Raw genomic sequence first — 23,956 nt, 5'->3', positions numbered from 1 at the left:
CTGAATAAGCCTTAAGAAATTTGAATACCGTATTGTTGTAACTGTTGCTGCAAGACCGTATAGCAGGCTGGCGATAATACTGCATCGACTGGCACCACCCAGATATCCTGCTTAAAATCGGGATATTGTTTCAGTAATGCCATAATTTTGACTGCGTCTTTTTCCGTGGTAATGATCGGATTGGCATCATCAAACTGTAGATCTTCAATGTCATAATCATGATGATCGGGAAATTCATGACACTGGAATTGTTCTATGCCCAGATTTTTCAGGGTCTGGTAAAAGCGCTGCGGAAAACCGATTCCCACCACGGCATAAAAAGCCGACTGAGGGTCGAAGATTTTATTGTTGTCTTGATTGAGCAGATAGGGCTGTGATGCAGCCAGATGCATATGCAGCTCAGAACTTGGACTTGCCGAATGCTCAATTACCGTTCCAGTTTCCAAGCGTGTCACCGGTTCACGCAGATAGCCTTCCGGAAGCAGTTTTTGGTTGCCCAGACCGCGATTATTGTCCAGTACAATCCATTCAATCTGACGATTTAAAGCCCAGTGCTGCAAACCATCATCACAAATAATCAGATCCAGCTGATGTCTTTGCAGTAACAGTTCAATACTTTTTTGCCGGTTTGGCCCTACGGCCATCGGCACGCCCGTCGCCTGTACAATCAAGGCAGGCTCATCACCGACGACCTCAGGCAAGGTATTAAAATCCACATAAGCCGGAAATGGACCTTTGCCGCCATAACCACGGCTAATCACCCCAACTTTTACACCTTGTTGAGTTAAATAATCAACCAGATGAATCAGCAAAGGGGTTTTACCACTACCACCGACAGTGATATTGCCAATCACCATGACCGGAACCGGAGCACTATAGCTTGTCTTGATCCCTTTCTGGTACAGCCAGCGATTGCTGACAAAACCTAAACGATACAAGCATGACAAAGGACGCAGCACCACCAGCCACTTTGCCTGTGCATTCCAAGCATCCTGAATGATTTGCGCCAATGCCATAACTTATTGTTCCTCAAAATTACGTTGATGCAGCTGATAATAAGCCCCATGCAATGCAATCAGTTCTGCATGAGTCCCTTGCTCGACAATACACCCCTGATCCATGACCACAATACGATCCGCATTTTCAATCGTCGATAAACGGTGTGCAATCACAATGGTTGTACGATCTTGCATGGCCTGATCAAAGGCACGCTGAATAAAGTATTCGGATTCATTATCCAGGGCACTGGTTGCTTCATCCAGAATCAGAATAGAGGCATTTTTCAAAATCGCACGTGCAATCGCGATGCGCTGACGCTGACCACCAGACAGATTTAAACCTTGAGCACCCAGTTGGGTATCATAACCTTTTGGCAGAGCCATAATAAAATCATGTGCATAAGCGGCTTTTGCTGCTGCAATAATATCTTCATCAGTCGCACCTTCGAGCTGACCATAGGCAATATTTTCCCGCACAGTCCGATTAAACAGCACCACTTGCTGATTCACCATCGCAATCTGGGTACGCAAGGCAGTCAGCTCAAAGTCTTCAATCGGTTTCTGATCCAGTAGAAGCTGACCTGACGTTGTATCCTGATAACGTACCAGCAAATTCACCAGTGAGCTTTTACCGGCACCGGAACGCCCAACCAGAGCAACCGTTTCACCAGCTTTTACCTCTAAATTAAAATCACGAATGGCATGATGACCATCATCATAAAACAGGTTGACATCTTTAAACTGAATATTACCTTTTAAGCTATCGCTTAAAGTCCCGGTATTTTTTTCTTCGGGCATGTCCAGCAATTCAAATACCGAATGCGCTGCGGCCATACCCCGTTGAATTTTTTCATTGATATCTGTTAAAGCCTTGATTGGTCTTGCCAACATGCCCGCAGCCGTAATATAAGCCACAAATTCACCGGCAGAGGTATCGCCAAGGATCTGTGGACGCAAGGCAATAAACATGACAATACTGAGTGAAATAGACATGATCAGCTGAACCACAGGACTGTTCAACTGCTGCACAGCGACCATTTTCAAGCCACGACGCAAGTTTTCCAGCGAGTTCTGTTTAAAGCGTTCCTGCTCATAACTTTGGCCGCCAAAACCCTTGACGATCAGGTTGGCATTGACCGTTTCCTGAACCACATGGTTGACATCCCCCATGGTATCTTGCACTTGCTGTGACAGTTTACGCATCCGTCTAGCTGCCTTACTGATCACAAAGCCAATAACGGGTGCAAAAATCAGGATACACATGGTCAGACGCCAGTTGCTATATAGCAGATAGCCTAATAGCGCAATCGTAATCAAACCTTGTTGCAACAGGGTTCTTAACGCTTCTGTTGAGGCAGCGGTCAGTTGTTCCACGTTATACATGATCTTGGCAGTAATATGCCCGCTGGTATTGTCCAGATAATACTGAGACGGTAAACGCAGCAGTTTTGCAAAAACTTCCTGACGGATATTGAACACCAGATTACGGGAAATCACCGCAGTAAAATAACCCCCCATGAATAATCCCAGCCCACGAAAGAACATCAGGACAACCACTAAAAACGGGAAAAGCGAAGTGAAACTCTGGTCTTTGTCTTGAATGGCCTCAATGATATATTCCAGTAATTTAGCCACAGAGACTTCTGTAGCCGCATTAATAGAAAAACCGAGCAGGACAAGCAATCCGATGCCCCAAAAGGGTTTTAAATAACTTAAAAGGCGAAGATAGACCTTAAAATCGTGCTTCACTAATAACCTCGGGTAGGTACTTTGGTACTGATATTAATATTGACAAAGCCGAGCTGCCCGGCCACATCCATAACGCGAATCACGTCCTGATGGCTGGCTTTCGCGTCAGCGGCAATGACGAACATTAAATCACGGCGTTCATTAGAAATCTGTTTAATTGCAGTATTTAAATCTGCGACTTCTTTACTGGCCAAGGATTGACCATTGACTGCATAATGACCATTGGCATCCACAATCACTTCAACTTTCTGATCATAACTTTTAGGCGGAACACCCTGCGCATCTGGTAAGGTCAAGTTCATACGGCTCATTTGGCTAAATGTTGTCGATAACAGTAAAAAGACCAGAATAAACAGCAGACAATCAATCATAGGGGTCAGATTAATATGCACATCTTCAACCTGGTTGCGTTTGAATTTCATCATCCGCCTCCTAGCTGGCTTTTTGCATATCTTGGTCTATATCTGCAATATTGCGATAAAAAAGATCCGCATGAAACAAGGTCGCCTGCTGTTCAAGCTCCGCCACATATTCCTGAACCAGTCGCTGGAAGTAACGATGGGCAAAAAGTGCCGGAATCGCAATCAGCATCCCGGCTGCTGTGGTAATCAAGGCTTTGGAAATACCTGGCATCATCAATACCGGATCACTCCCAGTCCCCACATCGATCATCAGAAAAGATTCGATAATCCCAAGCACAGTCCCCAACAAACCCAGCAATGGCGCCACAGCACTTAAGGTTCCCAGAAAGTTAATATTCTTTTCCAGATAACCAATTTCCTGTGATGCCATCACTTCCATTTGTGCACGGGCATACTGTTCGCCCTGCGGCTTGCTGGCATAGCCGGCTGCAAATACCCGGCCTAAAGTACTGTGCTTCAATTCCGTACTTTGTTGAATTTTTTGCATGACTTGTGATGCATTTTGCACTGGACTCATCGGAAGTGTAGACGGAAGTACCGCTTTCCTCTTCAGGCGAATCAGGCGCTCGATCGAAATCGCCAACATAAAGATAGAACACAAGACCAGTGGCAGCATGAGCCAGCCACCCGCTTTAACCAATTCCCACATCTAATTTATTCCCCAATAAAAAAAATATATAAATTATTCATCTTCTAAAATAGAAAGAATGCCATCCAGCTCTTCTAAAGAATGATAACTAATGACTAATTTTCCTTTACCTTGTTTGTTATAGTCAATTTTCACATCAGCACTGAAACGCTCTGAAAGGCGCTGGGTCAATTGCTGAATATCCGGTGCAAGCGCTTGTTTTACTTTTTCTTGTTTAGGTGCATTAAAATCACGGACTAACTGCTCGGTTTGACGAACAGACAAGCTTTTTTCAATCACGATATCAGCGACTTTGAGCTGGTCTTTTGCCTTCAGCGTTAGAATCGCACGCGCATGCCCCATATCCAGCAGGCCTTGCTGCATAAAGTCTTTCACTTCTTCAGCCAGACTGAGCAGGCGAAGTAAATTACTGACCGTAGTACGTGCCTTGCCGACTGTGTCTGCAATTTCCTGATGGCTTAGACCAAATTCCTCATGGAAACGTTGCAGAGCCATGGCCTGATCAATCGGATTCAGATCCTGACGTTGGATGTTTTCAATCAGAGCCAATGCAATCGCGACCTGATCCTGAAGTTCGCGCACAATCGCAGGAATTTCAGTCAGACCTGCCAACTGCGCTGCACGCCAACGACGTTCACCGGCAATAATTTCATAAGGATAGCGTTCGTCATCGACCGGACGAATCACAATCGGCTGCATAATGCCGTGTTTTTCAATCGATGCCGCCAGCTCTTGCAAGTCTTGCTCGTTGATATAACGGCGCGGCTGGTATTCACCACGCTTGAGCAGGTTCACATCAATCTGTTTGAGCTGACCATGATCAAGACCTTGGGCTTCCATCTGTAATTTTTCTTTTTGAATTGAGCCTAGCAAGGCATCCAAGCCACGACCTTTAGCGAGTCCACGTTTCTTGACGGTCATGCTTTACTTCCTTTTTTCACTTTGCTTTTCTTTAATACTTCAGCTGCCAGATTTAAGTAAGCAACTGCACCCTTTGAGCTTTTTTCAAAATAAATCACCGGCAAACCGTGTGCTGGTGCTTCAGCCAGACGAATATTGCGTGGAATCACGGTGTCATACAGTTTTTTACCGAAATATTGTTCTAATTCTTCAGAGACATCACGGGTCAAGGCATTACGCGCATCATACATGGTACGTAATACACCGACTATTTGCAGGTCTGGATTCAATGCTTGCTGAATCCGATCGATGGTCTGGGTCAAATCAGCCAGACCTTCCAGTGCATAATATTCACACTGCATCGGAATCAGCACACCATCAACCGCTGCCAAAGCATTCACTGTAATCAGGCTCAGACTTGGCGCACAATCAACAATAATATAATCAAATGACTTTTCGACTTCTTGCAATGCATCACGCAGGATGAATTCACGTCCTTCTTGATCTGCAATTGCCAGCTCAACCCCAGCCAGATCACGGTTGGCACCCAGAACCTTATAACCGACCTCTGCCTTGGCGATCGCCGTTTCAATCGGCACTTCACCCAGCAATACATCGGTGACCGAATAGAGCAAGTCATTCTTTTGAATGCCCGACCCCATGGTTGCATTGCCTTGCGAATCCATATCGACCAGCAAAACGCGCTTTTTTAACACAGCTAAAGATGCCGCCAAATTTACTGCGGTTGTGGTTTTACCAACACCACCTTTTTGGTTTGCAATCGCAATAATTTGTGCCATGTTGCCCCCAATCCCTTTAAAATTCTTAAATACGTTTTAATAGCAGTAAATGACGCTGTTCGTCTAAGCGCGGAACTTTAAGTTCAATAATCTCACAACTAAATTCATTTTTTAAAGCAGTGACTTCATCTTCAGGAATTAAGCCTTTCATTGAGGCAATAATGGTCTGTTCATGCATATACGGTTTAGAGGCATCCACAAAGTCAGTCAGAGATGCAAACGCACGACTGGTAATCACATCAAATTGACCCAGCTCGTTAATGCTGTCTTCATTTTCTACACGCGTTTGCACCGCAATGACATTTTTAAGTTTCAGATCGGCAATAAACTGCTTCAGGAAACGAATTTTTTTACCGTTTGAATCGAGTAATACACATTCACGCTCGGGCTGACATAAAGCAATGATCATGCCCGGCATACCGCCACCCGTACCGATATCGAGCAGACGGCCCGCTGGCAGATCTTTTAGAATGCTGAGACTGTCCAGCAGATGCTTGACCAGCATTTCTTTCGGATCACGGATCGCAGTTAAATTATATGCTTTGTTCCACAGCACCAAAGCGTCCTGATACTTGAGTAATAAATTCAAAGCTTCTTCAGATAGCTCTAAACCCAAAGCCTGGCTACCCTGCTTTAGTTCTTGAAAAAACATGTGCATAAACAATCTACGCTCGAAAAAGTTAGGTGGAAGTATACCGTTTTCTATATCTTGTCATAGTAGGCAGTGCTTAGTGAATATTCACTTAAACAGACTTAGCTTCACGGATTGCCAAATCCAGTGCCGTTAAACGTTCAGGCGTGCCGACATCTACCCAAATACCTGCCAGTTTAGAGGCAACCACTTGATGATTCAGCATCGCTGCCTTCAATAAAGGTGCCAAAGGACGCTTTCCAGCCTCTAAGCCTTCAAATATTTTTGGACTGATGACGGATACACCGCTAAAAGTCAGGTTTTCACCCTCGACCTGCTGATCAAAGGTATAAGCCTTCCCTTCTGCAAGGGTGAAATCACCCTCTGGATGTTGCTGCGGATTTTCGACCAAGACCAGATGTGCCAAATTATCGTTCAGATCAACATCTAATAAAGGTGCAAAATCCATTGTGGTCCAGACATCACCATTTAATAGGATAAAAGGCTGATTACCCAAAAGCGGCAAGGCATGAATGATCCCGCCTGCCGTTTCCAGACCTTCACCTTCATGTGACCACAGAATCTTGACACCAAACTGTGAGCCATCACCCAGGGCTTGTGCCAGTTTTTCACCGAGCCATGCAGTATTGATCACGATTTCAGTGACGCCAATCGCAGCCAGTTTCTCGATATGCCAGACAATCAGCGGCTTGCCACCGACTTCAAGCAAAGGCTTTGGGGTATGCAGCGTTAAAGGCCGCATACGATTACCGAGGCCTGCGGCTAAAATCATCGCTTTCATTTAGGCAGCCACCTCATATGAACCATATTTTGCTTCAAAAGCCGGCATCACTTTTTCATGCATAAACTGCATAAAAGGCTGCAATTCTGGATAAGGTTTAGATTCTTCTAATAAATACCACATCACCCGTGGTAAATCTTTTAAATAACCGGACTTACCATCACGTTCAAACAGACGCACAAAAATACCCAGAATTTTGATATGACGTTGAATCGCCATCATATCGGCATCTTTCTTGAACTGCTCAAAATCACGGTCTTCTTTGGCTGAGGCTGGCAATAAATTATAAAAGGCTTCAAACCAGCGATAGACACGATCAGCATTCCATTGCACATAAGCATCACGGGTAATCGAGATCAGATCGTAGGTATCCGCACCAATCACCGCATCCTGAAAATCAATCACACCGAGTTCGGTTTCATTGTCAATTTTCATCAGATTACGGCTATGAAAATCACGATGCACAATCACTTGTGGCTGCGCCAGCGCTGCATTGGCCAGAATCGCAAAGCTACGTTTGATCAAGGCACTTTCTGATTCAGTCGGCTGGATCTTTAAGGCTGGCAACATCCAGTCAGTCAGCAGCTGCATTTCCGAGATCAGTTTTTCATAAGAGTATTCCGGAAAATGTCCTTCTCCAGCAATTGATTGCAGTTGAATCAGCTGCTTAAAGCTTTGCTCATAATAAGCATCCACCGTCTCTTCATTCAGCAGATTGGAAAGCAGGACATCGCCAAAATCTTCGAGCAGCAAAAAACCATTTTCCAGATCTTTGGCGACAATATGCGGAACACGCACGCCATGCGCATCAAAAAATTCATCAATCGTCACAAAAGGCACACAATCTTCTTTTTCTGGTGGTGCATCCATCAGCATAAATGTTTTATTATTCAGTTTGATTCGTGCATAACGACGGAAGCTGGCATCACCTGCTAAAAAATGAGTTTCAAATTGATCTGAACCGAGTACAGAGGCAATCCAAGATTGTATCAATTGTTCGCGTTGTGTATTCATTTGCAATTAATTCTAATACAGGCTGAGTTTTTAAAGTGCTAAGTGTAGCTACTTATCAACTTTTTCTCTATGATGCGACAATAATTAATTGCGATAAAAGCATGATTGGTTAATGAGACAAATGAAGCATCACTTTAAAATCAACCCTCTAGCGACTGCGATCTTAACCCTTTTATGTGGCAGCTCAGCCTCAAGCTATGCTGCATCAACTGTCTCATCCGATGTAAATGCAGAACAACTCAAACAGCGCATTAATGAGACCTATCCAGGTGAAGCCTTCTTTTCACAATACTATGTCGATAAATCCTCGGCTGAAGCGCAGCAACGCCAGGGACAGTATTTAAGTTCGGCTTATTGTGAAGGTGCCTGGGTTACCCCGATCGCCCCAGATGCAGCGACTATTGCGCCAGACCAAGCCACCTCAACCATTACCGCCGATTATGGACATTACAATCCGGCAGGCGACTCCTATCTGGAAGGCAATGTGGTTATTGATCAGCAAGGTCGTCAAATCCGTGCCGAACGAGTGACCATTGATCAGACCCAGACCTATGCCAAAGCAGCAGGTCAGGTACAGTTAGCACAAGGCGGTCTGATCTCACAAAGTGATGATATTAATTATAATTTAAAAACCCAACAGGGCGATTTAAACAACAGTTTCTATATTGCAGAGCAGCAACATGCCCACGGTCGTGCAGAAAAGATTGCCAAAACATCGACTGATACCATAGAACTGGAAAATGCCACTTACTCTACCTGCCCGCCTGAGCAAAAGCCGACCTGGAAAATACAGGCAGAAAAGATCAAGCTGAATCAGGAAACCGGACGTGGTGAAACCCGCAATACCAAACTGTATGTCAAAGACGTTCCGGTATTGGCAATCCCTTATTTCAACTTCCCGATTGATGACCGCCGTACTACCGGCATTCTGACGCCAACTTTTGGTTTTACCAATGATGGCGGACTTGAACTCGGTGTTCCTGTTTATCTGAATTTGGCCCCACAGTATGATGCTACCCTCACTCCGCGCTATATTGGTGATCGTGGTGCCATGCTAGATGGCGAGTTCCGTTATCTGACAGAAAATTATGGTGAAGGTCGTATCTGGGGTGGCTATCTACCTTCGGATGAAAGTTATGATAATGAGGATCGTAAAAGCTTACATTACTTGCATAATTGGCAGATCAACGATCAGTTCTCGACCAATCTGGAATATAATTACGCCTCAGACAAAGATTACTTTGCCGACCTGGACAATAACCCGAACTCAAAAACTGACTTGAACCTGCGCCGCGCCTGGGAAGTCAATTATAAAAATGGTATTCCCGGCTTAAAGGCACAATTCAAAGTCGAAGATTTCCAGACACTCGATCCCACTGTACTGGATGAAGATCGTCCTTATGCACGTTTGCCGCAGCTTTTAGTCAATTATAAAACTGGCAATCCACTCGGATTACAGCTTGAGTTTAATAACGATACTGCTTATTTCCAGAAGGACCTGAGAAATTTTGCTGATATCCCTCAAAATGATGACAAGATTTATCAACCAAGTGGCACCCGCATCTATAACGACTTTTCGGTGCGTTATAATCACTATAACCCGTGGTCGTTTTTCATTCCGGAAGCATCTGTACGCAACATCAATACCTTCTATGATGAGAAAACCCGAGACCGTGGTGGTTCTAGTGAAAGCCAGTCCATTGTGGTGCCACAATTCACGCTGGACACCGGCTTAATTTTCGAAAAAGAAGGCACCTATTTACAGACCTTAACGCCTCGTCTGTTCTATGCCTATTCACCTTATGAAAACCAGCAGAATCAACCTAACTTTGATTCAGTCGTTGCTTCGATTAATTATGATCAGCTTTTCAGTGCGCGTCGCTTCTATGGCAACGACCGCTTGGAAGACAATAACTTTGCCTCTTTAGGCCTGAGTTATAGCCTGTTTAATGAAGAAGGTCTGGAACGCCTACGTGCGAGTGTCGGTCAAAGTTTCTTCTTTGAAGATCGCCGTGTCACACTGGAACAGGATGCAGACAAATATGACCGTGAAAGCCATACAGGGCCTGTCATTCAGCTCACCAGTCAGCTATCGAATAATGTCCATGTCAATTTAAACTCCAGCTGGATGTCGAATGGTCAAAATGCGCAGCGTGATGTGCAGGTTTATTATACTGGCGATCAGGGCAATCTATACAACGTCGGCTATTTCTATCGTAAAGACATTCCGAACCGTCAAGACCGTTATGATCATATCGTCGGCTCCTTTATTCAGCCGCTTGCCAACAACTGGCGTCTGGTAGGACATGCGCAGTTTGACCTCGACAATAGTGTCGCACGAGAATATTTACTTGGGGTCAACTATGAGTCATGCTGTTGGGGAGTTTCTGTATATGGTCGTTCATATTACAATGACTTAGACGACGTTAATGATTCAAACGTCAAAGCCAAACGCGCCATTATGGCCGAGGTCAGCCTGAAAGGCTTAGGTGGGTTAAGCAGCAAACTCACCTCATTACTAGAAAATCGCATTCTAGGTTTTAACAATATCAATCAAACTTGGACAGAACGTTAATGAAGACAAAACAGTTAAAACAAATTTTTAAAGCGACTGCACTTGCGCTATGCCTTTCTTCAGCGATGACGACGTTTGCTGTTGCCCAACCTAAAGATGAAGTTGTAGCTGTGGTCGACAATAGTATCATTCTGCGTAGTGATCTGGCTCAAGGTGTGGCCGAGATTTCTCATCAGCTGCAAAAGCAAAATCAGACAGTTCCACCCCAACAATTTCTTGAGCAACAAGCCTTAGAGCAGCTCATTATTCGTCAGGCACAACTTGAACAAGTTAAACGCTACAATATTCGTCCCGATGAAAAATCCCTGAATGACGCAGTACTGAAAGTTGCCCGTGATTCGGGCTCAACCAGTCTGGAAGCTTTCCAGCAAAAACTGGATGCCATGGCGCCCAATACCTATGCTTCTTTACGCAACCGTATTGCGGAAGATTTAGCGCTGAATCGTTTACGTCAACAAGTCGTGACTTCACGGATTCAAATCACAGACCAGGATGTTAAAAACTTCCTAAATACCCCGCAAGGTCAGGCTTTACTCGGCAGCCAGGTACATGTGCTGCATTTACGTGTAAGCGGCGAAAATGCGGAACAGATTGCTACACAGGTAAAGCAAGAGCTGAATACCAGCAATGATATTCAGGCGATCAGCAAAAAATACAGCACTGGCGGCATTAAAGTCGAAGCTGCTGACATGGGCGTGAGAAGCCTGTCAGAAATTCCGGCAGAACTGGCTGCACGTGTCACGACCCTACAGCCAGGTCAAACCTCTGAACTCATTCCGGTTGCTGATGGGGTACATGTACTCAAGCTACTAGAACGTAAAGGTGGCGAACAAAAAGCCCTGGTTCCTCAATACTTGACCCGTCACATCCTGATTCAACCCTCTGAAGTAGTCAGTCCGGAAAATGCCAAACAGATGATTGACAGTTTATATAGCCGCCTGCAACAAGGCGAAGATTTTACTGTTTTAGCTTCAACTTTCTCCAATGATACCGGTTCAGCACGTGATGGTGGCAGTCTTGGCTGGGTAAGCCCTGGGGTAATGGTGCCTGAATTTGAACAACAGATGAAAAGCACCCCAGTGGGTCAGTTCAGTAAACCGTTTCAATCCCAGTTTGGCTGGCATATCCTGCAAGTCAGCGAAACACGTCAACAGGATATGACAGAGGAATATCAAGAACGTATGGCCCGTCAATTACTTGGTGAACGTCAGTTTGATGCCGAGCTGGACAGCTGGTTACGTGAAACACGTAGCAATGCCTATGTAGAAATCAAAGATCCACAACTGGATCCTAAACGTAATCGTTAAGTCCAGATCCATTTTAAAAAGCCAGCGCTAGATTGCTGGCTTTTTAATTTTTATCCATGCAAAACTTACAGGCATAAAAAAACCTCTCGATGAGAGGTTTTTTTAATTTTCAGACTCGATTAACGATTATTTTCGTCGTCTTGAGTATCTTCAAATTTAGTATCGTTGTCAAAGCCAGCGCCTTGACCACCAAAGCCACCTTGACCACCAAAGCCACCACCTTGACCACCAAAGCCACCACCTTGACCACCAAAGCCAGCGCCTTGACCGCCACCGAAGCCACCTTGACCACCAAAACCAGCACCTTGACCGCCACCAAAGCCACCTTGACCACCGAAGCCAGCGCCTTGACCACCGAAGCCAGCGCCTTGACCGCCACCGAAACCACCAGTAGCACCTTGACCGCCAAAGCCAGCACCTTGTGGACCAGCAGGCGCACCAGCAGGACGAGGATTACGTGCAGGCACTACAGTTGAAATTGCATGCTTATAAACCATTTGGCTTACTGTATTTTTTAATAAAACCACGTATTGGTCGAAAGACTCGATATGACCTTGTAATTTAATACCGTTTACCAGGAAGATAGATACTGGGATACGTTCCTTACGGAGAGAATTCAAGAATGGATCTTGTAAAGTTTGACCTTTAGACATGTTATAACTCCAAAAAAAAATTAAAAATCAGCGCAAAAACTATCTCTATTTTTCAATTAAAAATTATAAAAAAGATAGTCCCTAAATTTTGCTTTATCCGTGACAGTTTCGCAAGTCTTGTTGAGCCTGCTGTAGCGTAAAATATGTTGTAAATTTATGCTTTTCTTGCAAAGACCTCAGCCACGTATATTGACGTTTTGCAAGTTGTCGTGTCGCAAATAAAGCTTTATCCTCCATTTCCTGTTGCTTTTCCTTGGTTTTGTCAGCATTTTTTAAGAATTCTATAGCTTGACGGTAACCTACCGAACGCATAGAAGGTAGATTTTCATTAAAATCGTATTTTTCAATTAAACTAACAACTTCATTTAAAAAACCGTTTTTCCACATCATTTGCAGACGTTGTTCAATACGCCCGTGTAATTCTAACCGATCTGGCATAAGTGCATAGTTATAAAAACTGTAACGATATGGTAAATTTTTAGGTTGCTCTGCCTGTAGTTTTGTAATCGGCTCACCGGTCAGTTTAAACACTTCTAAGGCACGAATAATACGCTGCTTGTCACTAACCTTGAATTTCTCCGCAGCAACGGGATCTACGGCACTTAATTCTGCATAAACAGTCTCCCAACCTTCTCGCTCGCCTTTGGCTTCAATTTCAGCACGAATCGTATAGTCGGCACTGGGCAGATTATCTGACAACCCCTCAAGTAAGGCTTTAAAATACAGCATGGTTCCGCCCACCAATATCGGTGTTTTACCACGTGCATGAATATCATCAATTAACCGGCAAGCATCTTCAACAAAGTTTGCCGCAGAATAGACTTCGAGTGGACTGATAATATCGATCAGATGGTGCGGATAGCGCGCCAGTTCCTCTTTAGAAGGCTTGGCTGTTCCAATATCCATTTCCCGATAAACCAGCGCAGAATCGACTGAAATCAGCTCGAATTTTCCCTGCTCATACAGTTCACATGCCAAAGCGGTTTTGCCACTTGCAGTTGGCCCCATTAAATTGATGACCGGCAATTGATTGGACATGTAAAACTACTCTCCTCGAGCAAAAAGTTTGTCTAGTTTATTCAATGGAAAAGCACGCCAAGTCGGACGGCCATGATTACATTGACTGGCAAATTCAGTGTGTTCCATCTGACGCAGTAAAGCATTCATTTCAGACAGGCTTAAAATGCGATGCGCACGTACTGCACCATGACAGGCCATACCTGCCAGAATCTGGTCACGTTTCTGCAATAGACCCTGTACCTGATCATTCGGATCCAGATCATTTAACAGCTCGGGAATCAGTGCATCAAAATCTGCTTTGTGCAAAATGGCAGGTACGCCACGCACAATCACCTGTTCATCACCATACTGGTCAATTTCAAGCCCCAAACGCATTAACTGCTCTTTGAGTTCTTCGACCCGCATCGCCTGCATTCGAGTGATGTTGACCACTTTGGGAATCAGCAATTGCTGTGATGTCCAGAATTCAGGTTTATCCCAAGCCGATTTCATTTGCTGCAAGACAATCCGCTCATGTGCTGCATGCATATCCACAATGATCAGCCCTTCGGTATTTTGTGCCAGAATATAAATCCCATGTAACTGGGCAATCGCAATCCCGAGTGGATGTTCATCGACTTTGGCCTGTATATGACTTTGCAAGGCTTGCTCTGCAACTTGTGGCTCATAGGCAGACGCTTGATCACGCAGCGGTGCCAGATAGCTTTGCAGGGCATTATTCAGCTGCTGCGAGCCTGCATAAGACGCATTATAGTCTCGCGCATAATGTACCGTTTGCGGCCGCGAAGATTCAAAGTCGGTCAGGACATCCGATGCCTCATTTTCATCTTTAGCAGCTACAGGTAGGTTAGAGGATAATTGCTGCTGCGCATGCGCAGTCTGGTGCAGGCTAAACTGTTCCTGATAACGCGGTTGCGGTACAAGTGCAACAGGTTCATCATCAACTTTCATCGCAGTTGCTAAATCAGCAGTTGCCGTCTGGAATTGTGCCAGAGTTTCTTTGGCATAATGCCGTACAAACTCATGTACTTCACGCTGATTCAGAAAGCGAATTTCATGCTTAGTGGGATGGACATTGACATCAACATTTTCAGGATCAACTTCTAAAAACAGCAAATAAGCCGCATGTTGATGGCCATGCAAAATGCCATCATAAGCCATCCGCAAGGCATGAGAAATGGTTTTGTCTTTGACAATCCGGCCATTGACATAGACATATTGCAAGTCGGCCTGTGCACGCGCATCTGAGGGATGACCAAGCCAGCCTGATAAACGCATGTTTATACTGTCAGCATCGATCCAATAAGCATTTTCAGTGAACTGACGACCCAATAACTGCTGTACCCGCTGGAAACGTAAAGCACCGCTGTCCGCCACGGGTAAATTCAGCTTGATGCTTTCATTATGTTCCAGCACAAACCGGATATCAAAATGCGTCAGTGCCATACGGCGTACAATTTCTTCAATGTGGCCAAATTCAGTGCCCGGTTTCTTTAAGAATTTACGCCGCGCAGGCACATTAAAAAATAAATCCTGAACCCGGATATGCGTCCCTTTCGAAGCCGCGACCGCTTGAATCTGCTGATGATCAAAAGCCGTACCGTTTACTTCTACCTGATAACCAATGCCATCCTCATTTTGACTGCTGATCATGGTCAGGCGTGAGACTGCTGCAATCGATGCCAGCGCTTCTCCACGAAAGCCTAAACTGCTGATCGCATACAGCTCATCGGCACTCTGGATTTTGCTGGTGGCATGACGCATGACGGCCAATGCCAGATCTTCAGCATGAATACCACGGCCGTTATCCATAATTTCAATTAAGGTACTGCCACCCTGTTCCACCCGGATGATCAGCTCGGTCGCACCCGCATCAATCGAGTTTTCCAGTAATTCCTTGACCACGGATGCCGGACGTTCAATCACCTCACCTGCAGCAATCTGGTTGGCCAGCGCAGGATCAAGGGCACGGATACGGCGTAGGCTTAAATCATTCGACATGTGAAAATTGACGCTCCAAAGCCTCTCGCAAAGCAAGATTAGAGGAAATCAGGCTTGCAGTACGGGTCAGTTCATCTTCAGATTTTAAAATTTCAATAATCAGGTCAGCTTGCGGAATTTCATCGCCACCTTTGGAGGGCCATTCAAATAAAAATAGCGCATTCGGAGTTTCCAGATAATCCCGGATTCCCATCAATTCGAGTTCATAGGGGTCATTCAGACGGTACAGGTCAAAGTGAAAAATATCCTGCCCATTGATCTGATACGGTTCGACCAGCGTATAAGTCGGACTTTTCACCGAACCTTGATGACCCAGCTGTTGCAAATAATAGCGCGTTAAGGTCGTTTTTCCTGCCCCCAAATCACCGATCAGATATACGACTCCCGCAGGGAAATTTTCGGCCAGAACCTTGGCCAGTTTCTGGGTATCGTCTTCATGATTTAAAGTGACATTAAATGAATAAGGCATATTACTCACGACATGATGCAAAAGAATAAATATGATAGCATCGCCACGCTTTAAAAGCCTATTCACCTGTGTGAGAAACTGTATTTTTTCACCATTTCTGTTTCTGAGAGGTTGATCTGCCTGCCATGCATCCGACTGCTGAGTTTAATCCGCCCATGTTAAATGGGGTCAGTGCCAGTAAAGTGTTCTTGCAGGATAGTCTAGATGCACCCCCGACAGTTTTTGCTTATTTATGCACGCAATTTGCGCATATCGCAGCAGATGAATGGCAAGCCCGTTTCGCCAAAGGTCTGGTCTATGATGCGCAGGGCCATCAATTAAGCACAGAAAGTCCATTTCAGGCCAATAGTCATTGTTTTTATTATCGATTTTTGGCACATGAAGTGCATGTTCCTTTTCAACATCAGATTTTATTTGAAAATGAGCATTTCATGGTGATCGATAAACCGCACTTTTTGACCATGAGTCCGACCGGTCAGTATGTACAGGAAACCTTGCTGGTTCGTCTCAAAAAACAAACAGGCAATGAACATTTAACACCGATTCACCGGCTAGACCGTGAAACGGCCGGCGTGGTTCTCATTTCAAAATATGTAGAATCTCGTGGCCTGTATCAACAGATGTTTGCCACACGGCAAGTGCAGAAGACCTACCATGCGATTGCAGCATACAAGGCTGATTTAGTATTTCCATTGATCACACGATTAAGAATGGAAAAAGGTCAGCCCTTCTATACCATGCAGGTGGTCAACGGCGAAGCCAATAGCGAAACGGCAATCCAGCTGTTAGAACATAATAAAGAATGGGCCAAATATGAACTGAAACCACACACTGGAAAACAGCACCAATTACGCGTGCACTTGAATCATCTCGGTATTCCAATTCAGAATGATCCGTTTTATCCACGGATAGCGCACAAAGCCGAAGATGATTTTTCTGCCCCTTTAAGCTTATTGGCCCAACATATTCAATTCATCGATCCGATCACGCAGAAAAGCATGAATTTCAGCTCCAGACTTGAATTGACACTGTAAATCGCTTGTCATTACAGATTATTTTCTAAAATCGGTCGCTTTAAGATTGAATTTCAAACGTAATTGATTAGAATAAAGGCGAAAAGTTAAGTAATTTAAAGCTTTAAAAATATTATGAGAAAAACTGAAGTTTATCAAATTCGCTTGGACTCGCAAGAGAAGAAACAAGCCTTTGCGGTATTTAAGCAATTGGGGATTACGCCAGCTCAGGCCGTGCGTCTTTTTTTCAAACAGGTGGTGATTACCAAATCGATCCCCTTCTCGATTGAAAACCAGAATATTAATCTGGAACAACTGATCCGACTGCGCAAACTGAAGCAAAATGAGATCCAGAATGGGCAAAGCAGCTTGCCAAATTCAACACTCAATTCTCTGGATGATCAGGAAATCCAGCTCGATGATGATCATCTGGATTTATTTGAAGAACTGAATGCCATTTTAGGTGAAAGCGACAAAATTTAACATTGTTGCATTTCCGAACAATTTCTAAAGCCGGCCACTGACAAACTTCGCTATGCTTGATGCTGATAATGAATAAAAAAATTAGCATGGAGGATGCAATGCTCGTACGACGCGCTCAATCAGCAGACCTGAATCAGCTTGCGATATTATTCGATGAATATCGACAATTTTATGGCACCTCCTCTAACCCCGAACTCTCCTACCAATTTTTAAAACAACGTTTTGAAGATGGACAGACCGTCATTTTCATTAATACCAAAGATGATACTTTTACCGGCTTTATTATCCTGTATCTGGGTTTTTCTTCGGTGGCCTGCTCGACCTATTATATTCTGGATGATGTCTATATCACCCCGATATTTCGGCGTCAGGGTGCAGCCAGACAACTGATTGATACCGCAATTTTATTTGCCAAACATGAACAGGCCTTAAGAATTACCCTGGAAACCCAAAAGAACAATTACCAATCGCATGAATTGTATGAATCTATGGGATTTATTAAGGATAATGAGTTTCAGACCTATCATTGTTTCCTGAGATAAAATCTGATCGTTCAAATAAACTTGAGAAGAATAACTCAATTATTCTTCTGAACGGAATTTTGCCAAAGCCACCTGTTCTGCATTTAAATAGATCCATTCTCCTTCAGCCAGCTCAGGCAGAGCCAAAGCACCAATTTGAGCACGATGCAATTGCTCGACTTTATTTCCGACGGCTGCCAGCATGCGTTTCACCTGATGATATACCCCTTGATGAATGCTCATTTGCAGACGGCTTTCAGACAGACGTATCACTTCAGTGGCTGCAAAAATACCTTTTTCATTGCGTAGCTCAACGCCTTGTTCCAGTTGCTGTAGCTGAGCATCAGTGACTGGATCTGCCGTTTGCATTTGATAAACTTTGGCCACATGTTTTTTCGGATGTGTTAACGCTTGCAGAAACTGGCCATCATCAGTCAACAATAACAGTCCGGTGGTGTCCTGATCCAGACGACCCACGCATTGAATGCCACGATTCAGCAGCATCTCATCAAACAGATCAAACACACTAAAATGATGCGTGGCCTGATGCGAACACTCATAGTCCTGCGGTTTGTTTAAAGCGATATAGACTTTCTCTCGATAGCTATGGGCCTTGCCATAGACCTCGAAGTCTAAATCATTCAAATCCAGTTTATGTTTAGGATGATCAATCACTTCATTCTGGATAGAAACAGCACCATTTTTAATCAATTGCTGACAATGCTTGCGGGAACCGAAACCTTGTGACTGCAACATTTTTTCCAATAGCATCTGCTTAAACCTGTATCGCGTGAAGAGTTGTGCATTCTATCCTGAAACACACCTAAATTGATTGCTTCGCTTATTTTCTTCGTATCACCAGCTGAAACGCTCTACAATGGTGGCATTTTCCATGTTTCCTCTCCCGCCCATGTCACAACTCGATTTAAATTTGATGGTTCTTTTGGTATTACTGGCCTGTGGTATATTCAGTCACAATAGTGCTGTCACCATCGCTGCAGCGGTACTGATTGTTCTTAAAATTACCCCGCTACACGACCTGTTGCCTTATGTACAACAACATGGTTTGAATATTGGAATTATTATTTTAACCATCGGGGTATTGGCACCGATTGCGAGTGGCAAAATTGCCGGAGAAAGTATTCTCAAGTCATTTCTCAGCTGGAAATCTTTACTGGCCATTGCCATTGGTGTTTTTGTGGCTTGGCTCGGTGGCCGCGGTGTAAAACTGATGTCGAATCAACCGGATATTGTCGCGGGCTTATTGATTGGTACTGTAGCAGGTGTGGCGGTGTTACGCGGCGTACCTGTCGGGCCGCTGATTGCAGCCGGGATTTTATCCTTATTGATTGGTACACAATAGATTCAAATCATCAGCACGCATCACCAGTATGCAAAGATTTCTCAAAAATACATCACATGGCCTATAATATGCAGGTCATCTATTGATTACCTTGCACCAAGCTTTAAAGCAGTGTTTCAAGCTTGCTCAGGATATGTCATCAGATCAACAGAAGATTCATCTTGGTTATAAGCTTTCCAATCTAAAATAAAGGCAATACAAAAAAATAGAATGATCTTTAACAAGCTGTGACCTGATAAAAATTTAAAATTCACTGCATGACAAATACCGGTCTAATCTTTTAAGGCATAAACCAAACTTTCTATCATCTCGCCGTTTCCCAAATATACTTTAACAGGAATCCGTTGATATTCATCACCTTCAAACGCATCCAGCTCTTCCCAATATTGGGGAAGATGCTCAGATATAAATACATAACCCTGAACAGTCTCGCCCGAATCACTGAGCTGGATGCCCGGGCTACCAAATTCAGCACCCCAGCCACGCTGTTGCAAATGCCCACGGATATAAGCGGCTTTCCAGCTTCCCCCAATCCGCTCCATGACATGGGCATTGGGTTGCTGCGGACGAAGCGTGCCGTATACGAATAAACTATGCATCTTAAAAGCTCTGAAGGATCATTTCGGGGATTACTATACAAATAACAGTGCCAGACGGACTTGGTCATAAGCCATTTTAGGCGTGGTGAGTTCTACAATCGGGCGCAACTTAATCGAGCCATCATCATTAAAATGCTCAGCACTTTGACGTTTGGTTAGTCGTTTATAAATTTTACGCACCTGCTCCACCACTTCCTCACCGGGATGAGCCACCGAAATATCAAGTCCCTGCTCTTTGTGTAAACGGCCTAGATGATTAATGATTGTCGCTGGCGTCAGACCACGTTCAGTCGCGATATCCGCAACTTCATAGCCTTCTTCAAACAGTGCTCGGGTTTCATCCAGTGTGGCAGTGGCATAACTCTGCTTCGTGCCACTCTTGGAAATTTTCTTTTCATTGCGCTGGATTTCTGCTTCATTCAATGTGCCACCGCAGTGACGAATAAAGGCTTTATGCTGCGCAGTCAAATCGACATTTTCAAAATTCGCTTCGGCTTCATCAGAAAGTTCCTGAAAACGACGATCAGCTTTAATCGCTAAACTGTCAAGTTCCAAAGCCTGCTCATTAAAGCCTTTTAAACGTAAGCCATTTAAGCTTTTCAACCGTGACAGCGCCACATAACCTTGACCTTTCTCGAAAGTATGACTCAGATCAATTTCTGCTGCTTCCAAGGTCATCCCTTGAGATTTATGAATGGTAATCGCCCAGGCCAAGCGTAAAGGAATTTGCTGGAAACTGGCAATAGTCTTACCAGCTTCATTGTCTACCGACCAGGTTTCCGGCTCCACCACCAAGGTCGTGCCATCGGTCAGTTTTACTTTGGGCAGCACACCATATTCATCGTCTTCTTCAAAACTGATCACTTCACCCAGACTGCCGTTGATATAGCCCATATCAAAGTTATTTTTTACAAACATGACTTTGGCATGCTTTTTCAAGGTTAAGGCTTCTGGTGCACGTACTGAAGATTTTAAAGTTTCAATCAGCTTTTCATTGCCATCACACTGGGCATCAAACTGGCGCGGATCATTGTCAATTTCATTCAGATGTTTAAAGTTAAGACTATCCACATCCATATTATGGGTATACAGACGCGTATAGGTATCGCCGATTTCTTGATGTCGGGTTGCCTGTAAAGCCGTGCGATGTTCATGGCTAATCGCCTGCGCACGGATCGCATTCAGGATGTCATTCAGATAATCATTGCCCTGACGATGCTGCTCGGTCAGATAACAGACCCGAAACTTGGCTTCTACCCAGGCTTCCGACATAAAGCAGAATTTATCGCGATTACGCTCGTCATTCTTACCGACTGGCGGCAACTGGAAAAAATCCCCGGCCACAATTACCTGAATACCGCCAAAGGCTTCATCACTGTCCTTAAAATATTTCAGCACCTGATTGACCAGATTCAGCTGCTTGGCATGCAGCATGGAAATTTCATCAATAATCAGAACTTGGGCATTTTCCAGATGTTCTTTTAAGTATTTACGCTCTTTCATGCGCTTTAAGTCATCTTCGGACAAAAAGTCTTTAATCCCAATGCCGGCCCAGGTGTGAATGGTCATACCATTCATATGCGTGGCTGCAATACCGGTCGATGCCGTAATCGCGACGGCGACTTTACGCGCTTTTAAATAATTAATATATTGATTCAGCGTATAGGTTTTTCCTGCACCCGCAGAACCGGTTAAAAAGACATTTTCTCCTGCTTTGAGTAACTTAAGGGCAGTTTCCTGTTTCATAAGAGCAATACCGTGAAAGAACGGCTATAGCCTAACGATTTTTGGCAGAAAAGTTAAGCGTCATGGCGGAAAACCACTTAATCTTGCACTTAAGCCTGCAAGTTGAGCCAGTTGATAAAATGCATCGCGATATTGCTATATTCAGCTTCTGCCTTTTGATTGTTCGGATATTCCAACTGATCGAAGATCACTTGCCCATTGACGATTCGACAGCCCAGAATTAAAGGTAAACGCACATCCGGATGCGACATGCGAAAGGCCACATATTGCCCTTCAATAATCTGCTGGGCATAACTGGCAGCCAGACAGTTCCTGAAAACCTTGGATTCTTCCAGAATACGATCCAGATTTTTAAGCTCCTCAAAACGCCAGTTGAAATATAATAAAAATGAGGCCTGCGTCAAAGGTGACCAAGTTACGAGCGCAAACTCTTTTTTCAGCTTGGCCATCATTTCCTGCTTCTGAATCTGATCATGCCAGATCACGGCCTGAGCGAATAATCCACTCCAGCTGAGGTTTTTCGGAATCTCGTTATGACTGGAAAAATATTCCACCAGATAGTCACGCACATAACTGTCAAATACAGACTCACGCACATGTCCACTGTGTAAATAAAACAGCTGTCTAAATTCGACAAAAGGAATCCGATAGCGCTGCAACACATGATAGAAATCCCGATTCTGCTGGCTTTGAGGCTGAATATAGGTCAAGACTTCTTCTGGAAGATGTGTGGTAATTTTATATAGATGCTGCATATATGCCTGCATCACCCGGCTCAGTTGCAAATAGACTTTCTTGGTGATCTGATCATCCATTTTGACCACGTTACGCAGCAGTTCTATCCATTCGTCCAGATACAGAATCGAGGGAGTGATGGCAATCCGCTGATCATCCATCGATTGGCGTGTGCCTTTTAAGACCACCGCCTGATTATGCTGATGTTGAAACCAGTCATGCTGGATTGCATATTCATGCATGCTATGAATAAACAGTCGCGCTGAGACATATTGAAAATATTGTAAGGTCGCCAGAATAATCTGCGGATGAATATGATGGCTGTCTACAAAACTTAAGGCCGTCACTGCCACCCGCACGCTGCTGTGCTGAATATTGCTACTGATCCAGTCCAGTACTTCGGCTGGTTGCCTGAAAATCCAGTTCACTGCACGATGACAGTCAAATAGTGGTAATCGGGCCACCTTTTTTTGCCATAAATAGGGATGATTTTCCAGAAAATTTCGTTTGGCTAATAAGTCATCGCGATGCCAGACCTCACGGTTCATCAAACGGACAAAACCGAGCAGGTGGCTCTGCTCCTCGGCATGTCGATACAACAGCCGAATATCATCGCTGTGATCATTCAGTTCATGTAAATTAAAACGCTCTTCAAAAGACAAGGACATAATCCGAAACGTCGCCGGATGCAAAAACTGTGCGGCACTAAAACAGAATTCATCCAGAGTGTCCATTAAGGACTGGATGGACAGGAACTCATCCTGTTGTAGAAATGCCAAAGAAAAAGCCTGTTGCAAGCTTTCAAGAATTTGCGGGGGAATATCCTGTTCGTCCAGAACAACGTTTTGCATGACTGGTGTTGTATACAACCCGGCCTCTATTAAATGATGATCAATAATCTCAGCCTGAACCACCGACATCTGTTGCAGGAATGCCAATACCCGTGCTGGGCCATTTACCGCCTCATAGACCTGGTTCAGAATCAGTTTGCGTAATTGCTTGGCTTTGTCACGTAAATACAGCGAATGCTGCGGTTTCAAGTCCCCAGTCAGGAAATAAATATCCTGTAAAAAAAATTCCTCTAGCGCTTCTGCTTTGTATTGCTGAAAATAAAAATGACTCTCGACCAAAACGGGTACAGTTCCGGAGTCCAGTGCATATGCAGTATAAAACTGGATATAGAACAACCCATCCAGCAATTCAATCCGGTACTGACCCTGCTGAATTTTTAATAGATTTTGTGCAGTCAGATGACCAATCATCGCCATCTGATCCAGATAAAGCTGGTTCAACTCCGGAGAAATCCGCAAACATTGTTGTGCCAGCAATTTTAACGGCGCTACCCAACCACCCTGTTCCATATACGCACCTATATTATTTTATTTTTATATTGAATCATGTTGAGCCCTCGATCATCGATCAGTGACTATTTGACCATACATTATGGCAGTACTCGCACAATAAAACAGCACTGCAGGATGACTTCTAAATATAGCGCATCTCAAT

General features: G+C 44.3%; 23 protein-coding genes. 6 read left to right on the top strand and 17 right to left on the bottom strand.

All coding sequences use genetic code 11. From position 1 onward, the window contains the following. Positions 1-11: 11 nt before the first annotated feature. The 9 genes from lpxK to LOZ91_RS06360 form a co-directional block, all read right to left on the bottom strand. A complete protein-coding gene (gene lpxK / locus LOZ91_RS06400; RefSeq protein ID WP_244782837.1) occupies positions 12-1,016 on the bottom strand; it encodes a tetraacyldisaccharide 4'-kinase in 1,005 nt (334 codons plus the stop codon). A gap of 3 nt (positions 1,017-1,019) precedes the next feature. Next, a complete protein-coding gene (msbA, locus tag LOZ91_RS06395) occupies positions 1,020-2,747 on the bottom strand; it encodes a lipid A export permease/ATP-binding protein MsbA (RefSeq protein WP_005097331.1) in 1,728 nt (575 codons plus the stop codon). Continuing rightward, positions 2,747-3,169 (bottom strand): biopolymer transporter ExbD, encoded by a 423-nt coding sequence (locus tag LOZ91_RS06390; protein ID WP_004278885.1) that lies wholly within the window; start codon positions 3,167-3,169, stop codon positions 2,747-2,749. The genes msbA and LOZ91_RS06390 overlap by 1 nt, the downstream gene beginning before the upstream one ends. 10 nt (positions 3,170-3,179) lie before the next feature. After that, positions 3,180-3,818, bottom strand: coding sequence for a MotA/TolQ/ExbB proton channel family protein (locus LOZ91_RS06385; RefSeq protein ID WP_244782836.1), 639 nt, complete (start codon positions 3,816-3,818; stop codon positions 3,180-3,182). Between the two features lie 33 nt (positions 3,819-3,851). Then, positions 3,852-4,739, bottom strand: a complete 888-nt coding sequence (locus tag LOZ91_RS06380) for a ParB/RepB/Spo0J family partition protein (RefSeq protein WP_005097335.1) — start codon at positions 4,737-4,739, stop codon at positions 3,852-3,854. Then, on the bottom strand, positions 4,736-5,518 hold the full coding sequence (locus LOZ91_RS06375) for a ParA family protein (RefSeq protein ID WP_005170377.1): 783 nt from the start codon (positions 5,516-5,518) through the stop codon (positions 4,736-4,738). The genes LOZ91_RS06380 and LOZ91_RS06375 overlap by 4 nt, the downstream gene beginning before the upstream one ends. A 25-nt stretch (positions 5,519-5,543) precedes the next feature. Continuing rightward, on the bottom strand, positions 5,544-6,176 hold the full coding sequence (gene rsmG / locus LOZ91_RS06370) for a 16S rRNA (guanine(527)-N(7))-methyltransferase RsmG (protein WP_005097338.1): 633 nt from the start codon (positions 6,174-6,176) through the stop codon (positions 5,544-5,546). 85 nt (positions 6,177-6,261) lie between these two features. Further along, positions 6,262-6,951, bottom strand: coding sequence for an N-acetylmuramate alpha-1-phosphate uridylyltransferase MurU (gene murU / locus LOZ91_RS06365; protein WP_159516024.1), 690 nt, complete (start codon positions 6,949-6,951; stop codon positions 6,262-6,264). After that, on the bottom strand, positions 6,952-7,965 hold the full coding sequence (locus LOZ91_RS06360; protein ID WP_005170371.1) for a phosphotransferase: 1,014 nt from the start codon (positions 7,963-7,965) through the stop codon (positions 6,952-6,954). A gap of 121 nt (positions 7,966-8,086) precedes the next feature. Here LOZ91_RS06360 and LOZ91_RS06355 point away from each other — a divergent pair, with 121 nt between their 5' ends. Both LOZ91_RS06355 and LOZ91_RS06350 read left to right on the top strand, forming a co-directional pair. Beyond that, a complete protein-coding gene (locus LOZ91_RS06355) occupies positions 8,087-10,540 on the top strand; it encodes an LPS-assembly protein LptD (RefSeq protein ID WP_180072306.1) in 2,454 nt (817 codons plus the stop codon). Next, positions 10,540-11,847, top strand: a complete 1,308-nt coding sequence (locus tag LOZ91_RS06350; RefSeq protein ID WP_180001292.1) for a peptidylprolyl isomerase — start codon at positions 10,540-10,542, stop codon at positions 11,845-11,847. The genes LOZ91_RS06355 and LOZ91_RS06350 overlap by 1 nt, the downstream gene beginning before the upstream one ends. 119 nt (positions 11,848-11,966) lie before the next feature. On the opposite strand, the gene hfq is transcribed toward LOZ91_RS06350, so the two are convergent. The 4 genes from hfq to tsaE form a co-directional block, all read right to left on the bottom strand. After that, positions 11,967-12,500: an RNA chaperone Hfq gene (gene hfq / locus LOZ91_RS06345; protein ID WP_244782835.1), complete on the bottom strand. Its 534-nt coding sequence runs from the start codon at positions 12,498-12,500 to the stop codon at positions 11,967-11,969. Positions 12,501-12,593: 93 nt separating this feature from the next. After that, complete coding sequence (gene miaA / locus LOZ91_RS06340) at positions 12,594-13,538, bottom strand: tRNA (adenosine(37)-N6)-dimethylallyltransferase MiaA (protein ID WP_005097348.1); 945 nt, start codon at positions 13,536-13,538, stop codon at positions 12,594-12,596. Positions 13,539-13,544: 6 nt separating this feature from the next. Continuing rightward, on the bottom strand, positions 13,545-15,521 hold the full coding sequence (gene mutL / locus LOZ91_RS06335; protein ID WP_005170358.1) for a DNA mismatch repair endonuclease MutL: 1,977 nt from the start codon (positions 15,519-15,521) through the stop codon (positions 13,545-13,547). Then, entirely contained in the window at positions 15,511-15,990 is a 480-nt protein-coding gene (tsaE, locus tag LOZ91_RS06330) for a tRNA (adenosine(37)-N6)-threonylcarbamoyltransferase complex ATPase subunit type 1 TsaE (protein WP_005097351.1), read from the bottom strand. The genes mutL and tsaE overlap by 11 nt, the downstream gene beginning before the upstream one ends. A gap of 125 nt (positions 15,991-16,115) precedes the next feature. On the opposite strand from tsaE, the gene LOZ91_RS06325 reads away from it, so the two are divergent. The 3 genes from LOZ91_RS06325 (at position 16,116) to LOZ91_RS06315 (ending at position 18,028) form a co-directional block, all read left to right on the top strand. Further along, positions 16,116-17,024, top strand: coding sequence for a pseudouridine synthase (locus LOZ91_RS06325; RefSeq protein WP_244782834.1), 909 nt, complete (start codon positions 16,116-16,118; stop codon positions 17,022-17,024). A gap of 114 nt (positions 17,025-17,138) precedes the next feature. Beyond that, on the top strand, positions 17,139-17,486 hold the full coding sequence (locus tag LOZ91_RS06320) for a type II toxin-antitoxin system RelB/DinJ family antitoxin (protein WP_005097354.1): 348 nt from the start codon (positions 17,139-17,141) through the stop codon (positions 17,484-17,486). Positions 17,487-17,584: 98 nt separating this feature from the next. After that, entirely contained in the window at positions 17,585-18,028 is a 444-nt protein-coding gene (locus LOZ91_RS06315; protein ID WP_005097355.1) for a GNAT family N-acetyltransferase, read from the top strand. 39 nt (positions 18,029-18,067) lie between these two features. Here LOZ91_RS06315 and LOZ91_RS06310 read toward each other — a convergent pair whose 3' ends face one another. Beyond that, positions 18,068-18,778: a 16S rRNA pseudouridine(516) synthase gene (locus tag LOZ91_RS06310; protein WP_244782833.1), complete on the bottom strand. Its 711-nt coding sequence runs from the start codon at positions 18,776-18,778 to the stop codon at positions 18,068-18,070. 139 nt (positions 18,779-18,917) lie between these two features. Between LOZ91_RS06310 and LOZ91_RS06305 the strand changes: the two genes are divergently transcribed. Then, positions 18,918-19,370 carry a DUF441 domain-containing protein gene (locus LOZ91_RS06305; protein ID WP_005097358.1) on the top strand — a complete coding sequence of 151 codons (453 nt, stop codon included), beginning with the start codon at positions 18,918-18,920 and terminating at the stop codon, positions 19,368-19,370. Between the two features lie 272 nt (positions 19,371-19,642). Here the strand turns inward: LOZ91_RS06305 and LOZ91_RS06300 are convergent, their stop codons facing one another. From LOZ91_RS06300 to LOZ91_RS06290, 3 genes are all read right to left on the bottom strand, one after another. Continuing rightward, on the bottom strand, positions 19,643-19,969 hold the full coding sequence (locus tag LOZ91_RS06300; protein WP_244782832.1) for a gamma-glutamylcyclotransferase family protein: 327 nt from the start codon (positions 19,967-19,969) through the stop codon (positions 19,643-19,645). 33 nt (positions 19,970-20,002) lie between these two features. Continuing rightward, entirely contained in the window at positions 20,003-21,715 is a 1,713-nt protein-coding gene (locus LOZ91_RS06295) for an AAA family ATPase (RefSeq protein WP_244782831.1), read from the bottom strand. Between the two features lie 89 nt (positions 21,716-21,804). Further along, positions 21,805-23,811 (bottom strand): hypothetical protein, encoded by a 2,007-nt coding sequence (locus LOZ91_RS06290; RefSeq protein ID WP_244782830.1) that lies wholly within the window; start codon positions 23,809-23,811, stop codon positions 21,805-21,807. Positions 23,812-23,956 lie beyond the last annotated feature (145 nt).

Origin of the sequence: Acinetobacter sp. F-1 (genome assembly GCF_022869025.1) — a bacterium.
Taxonomy (GTDB): domain Bacteria; phylum Pseudomonadota; class Gammaproteobacteria; order Pseudomonadales; family Moraxellaceae; genus Acinetobacter; species Acinetobacter pseudolwoffii.
This window is presented reverse-complemented; position numbering and strand designations above follow the sequence as displayed.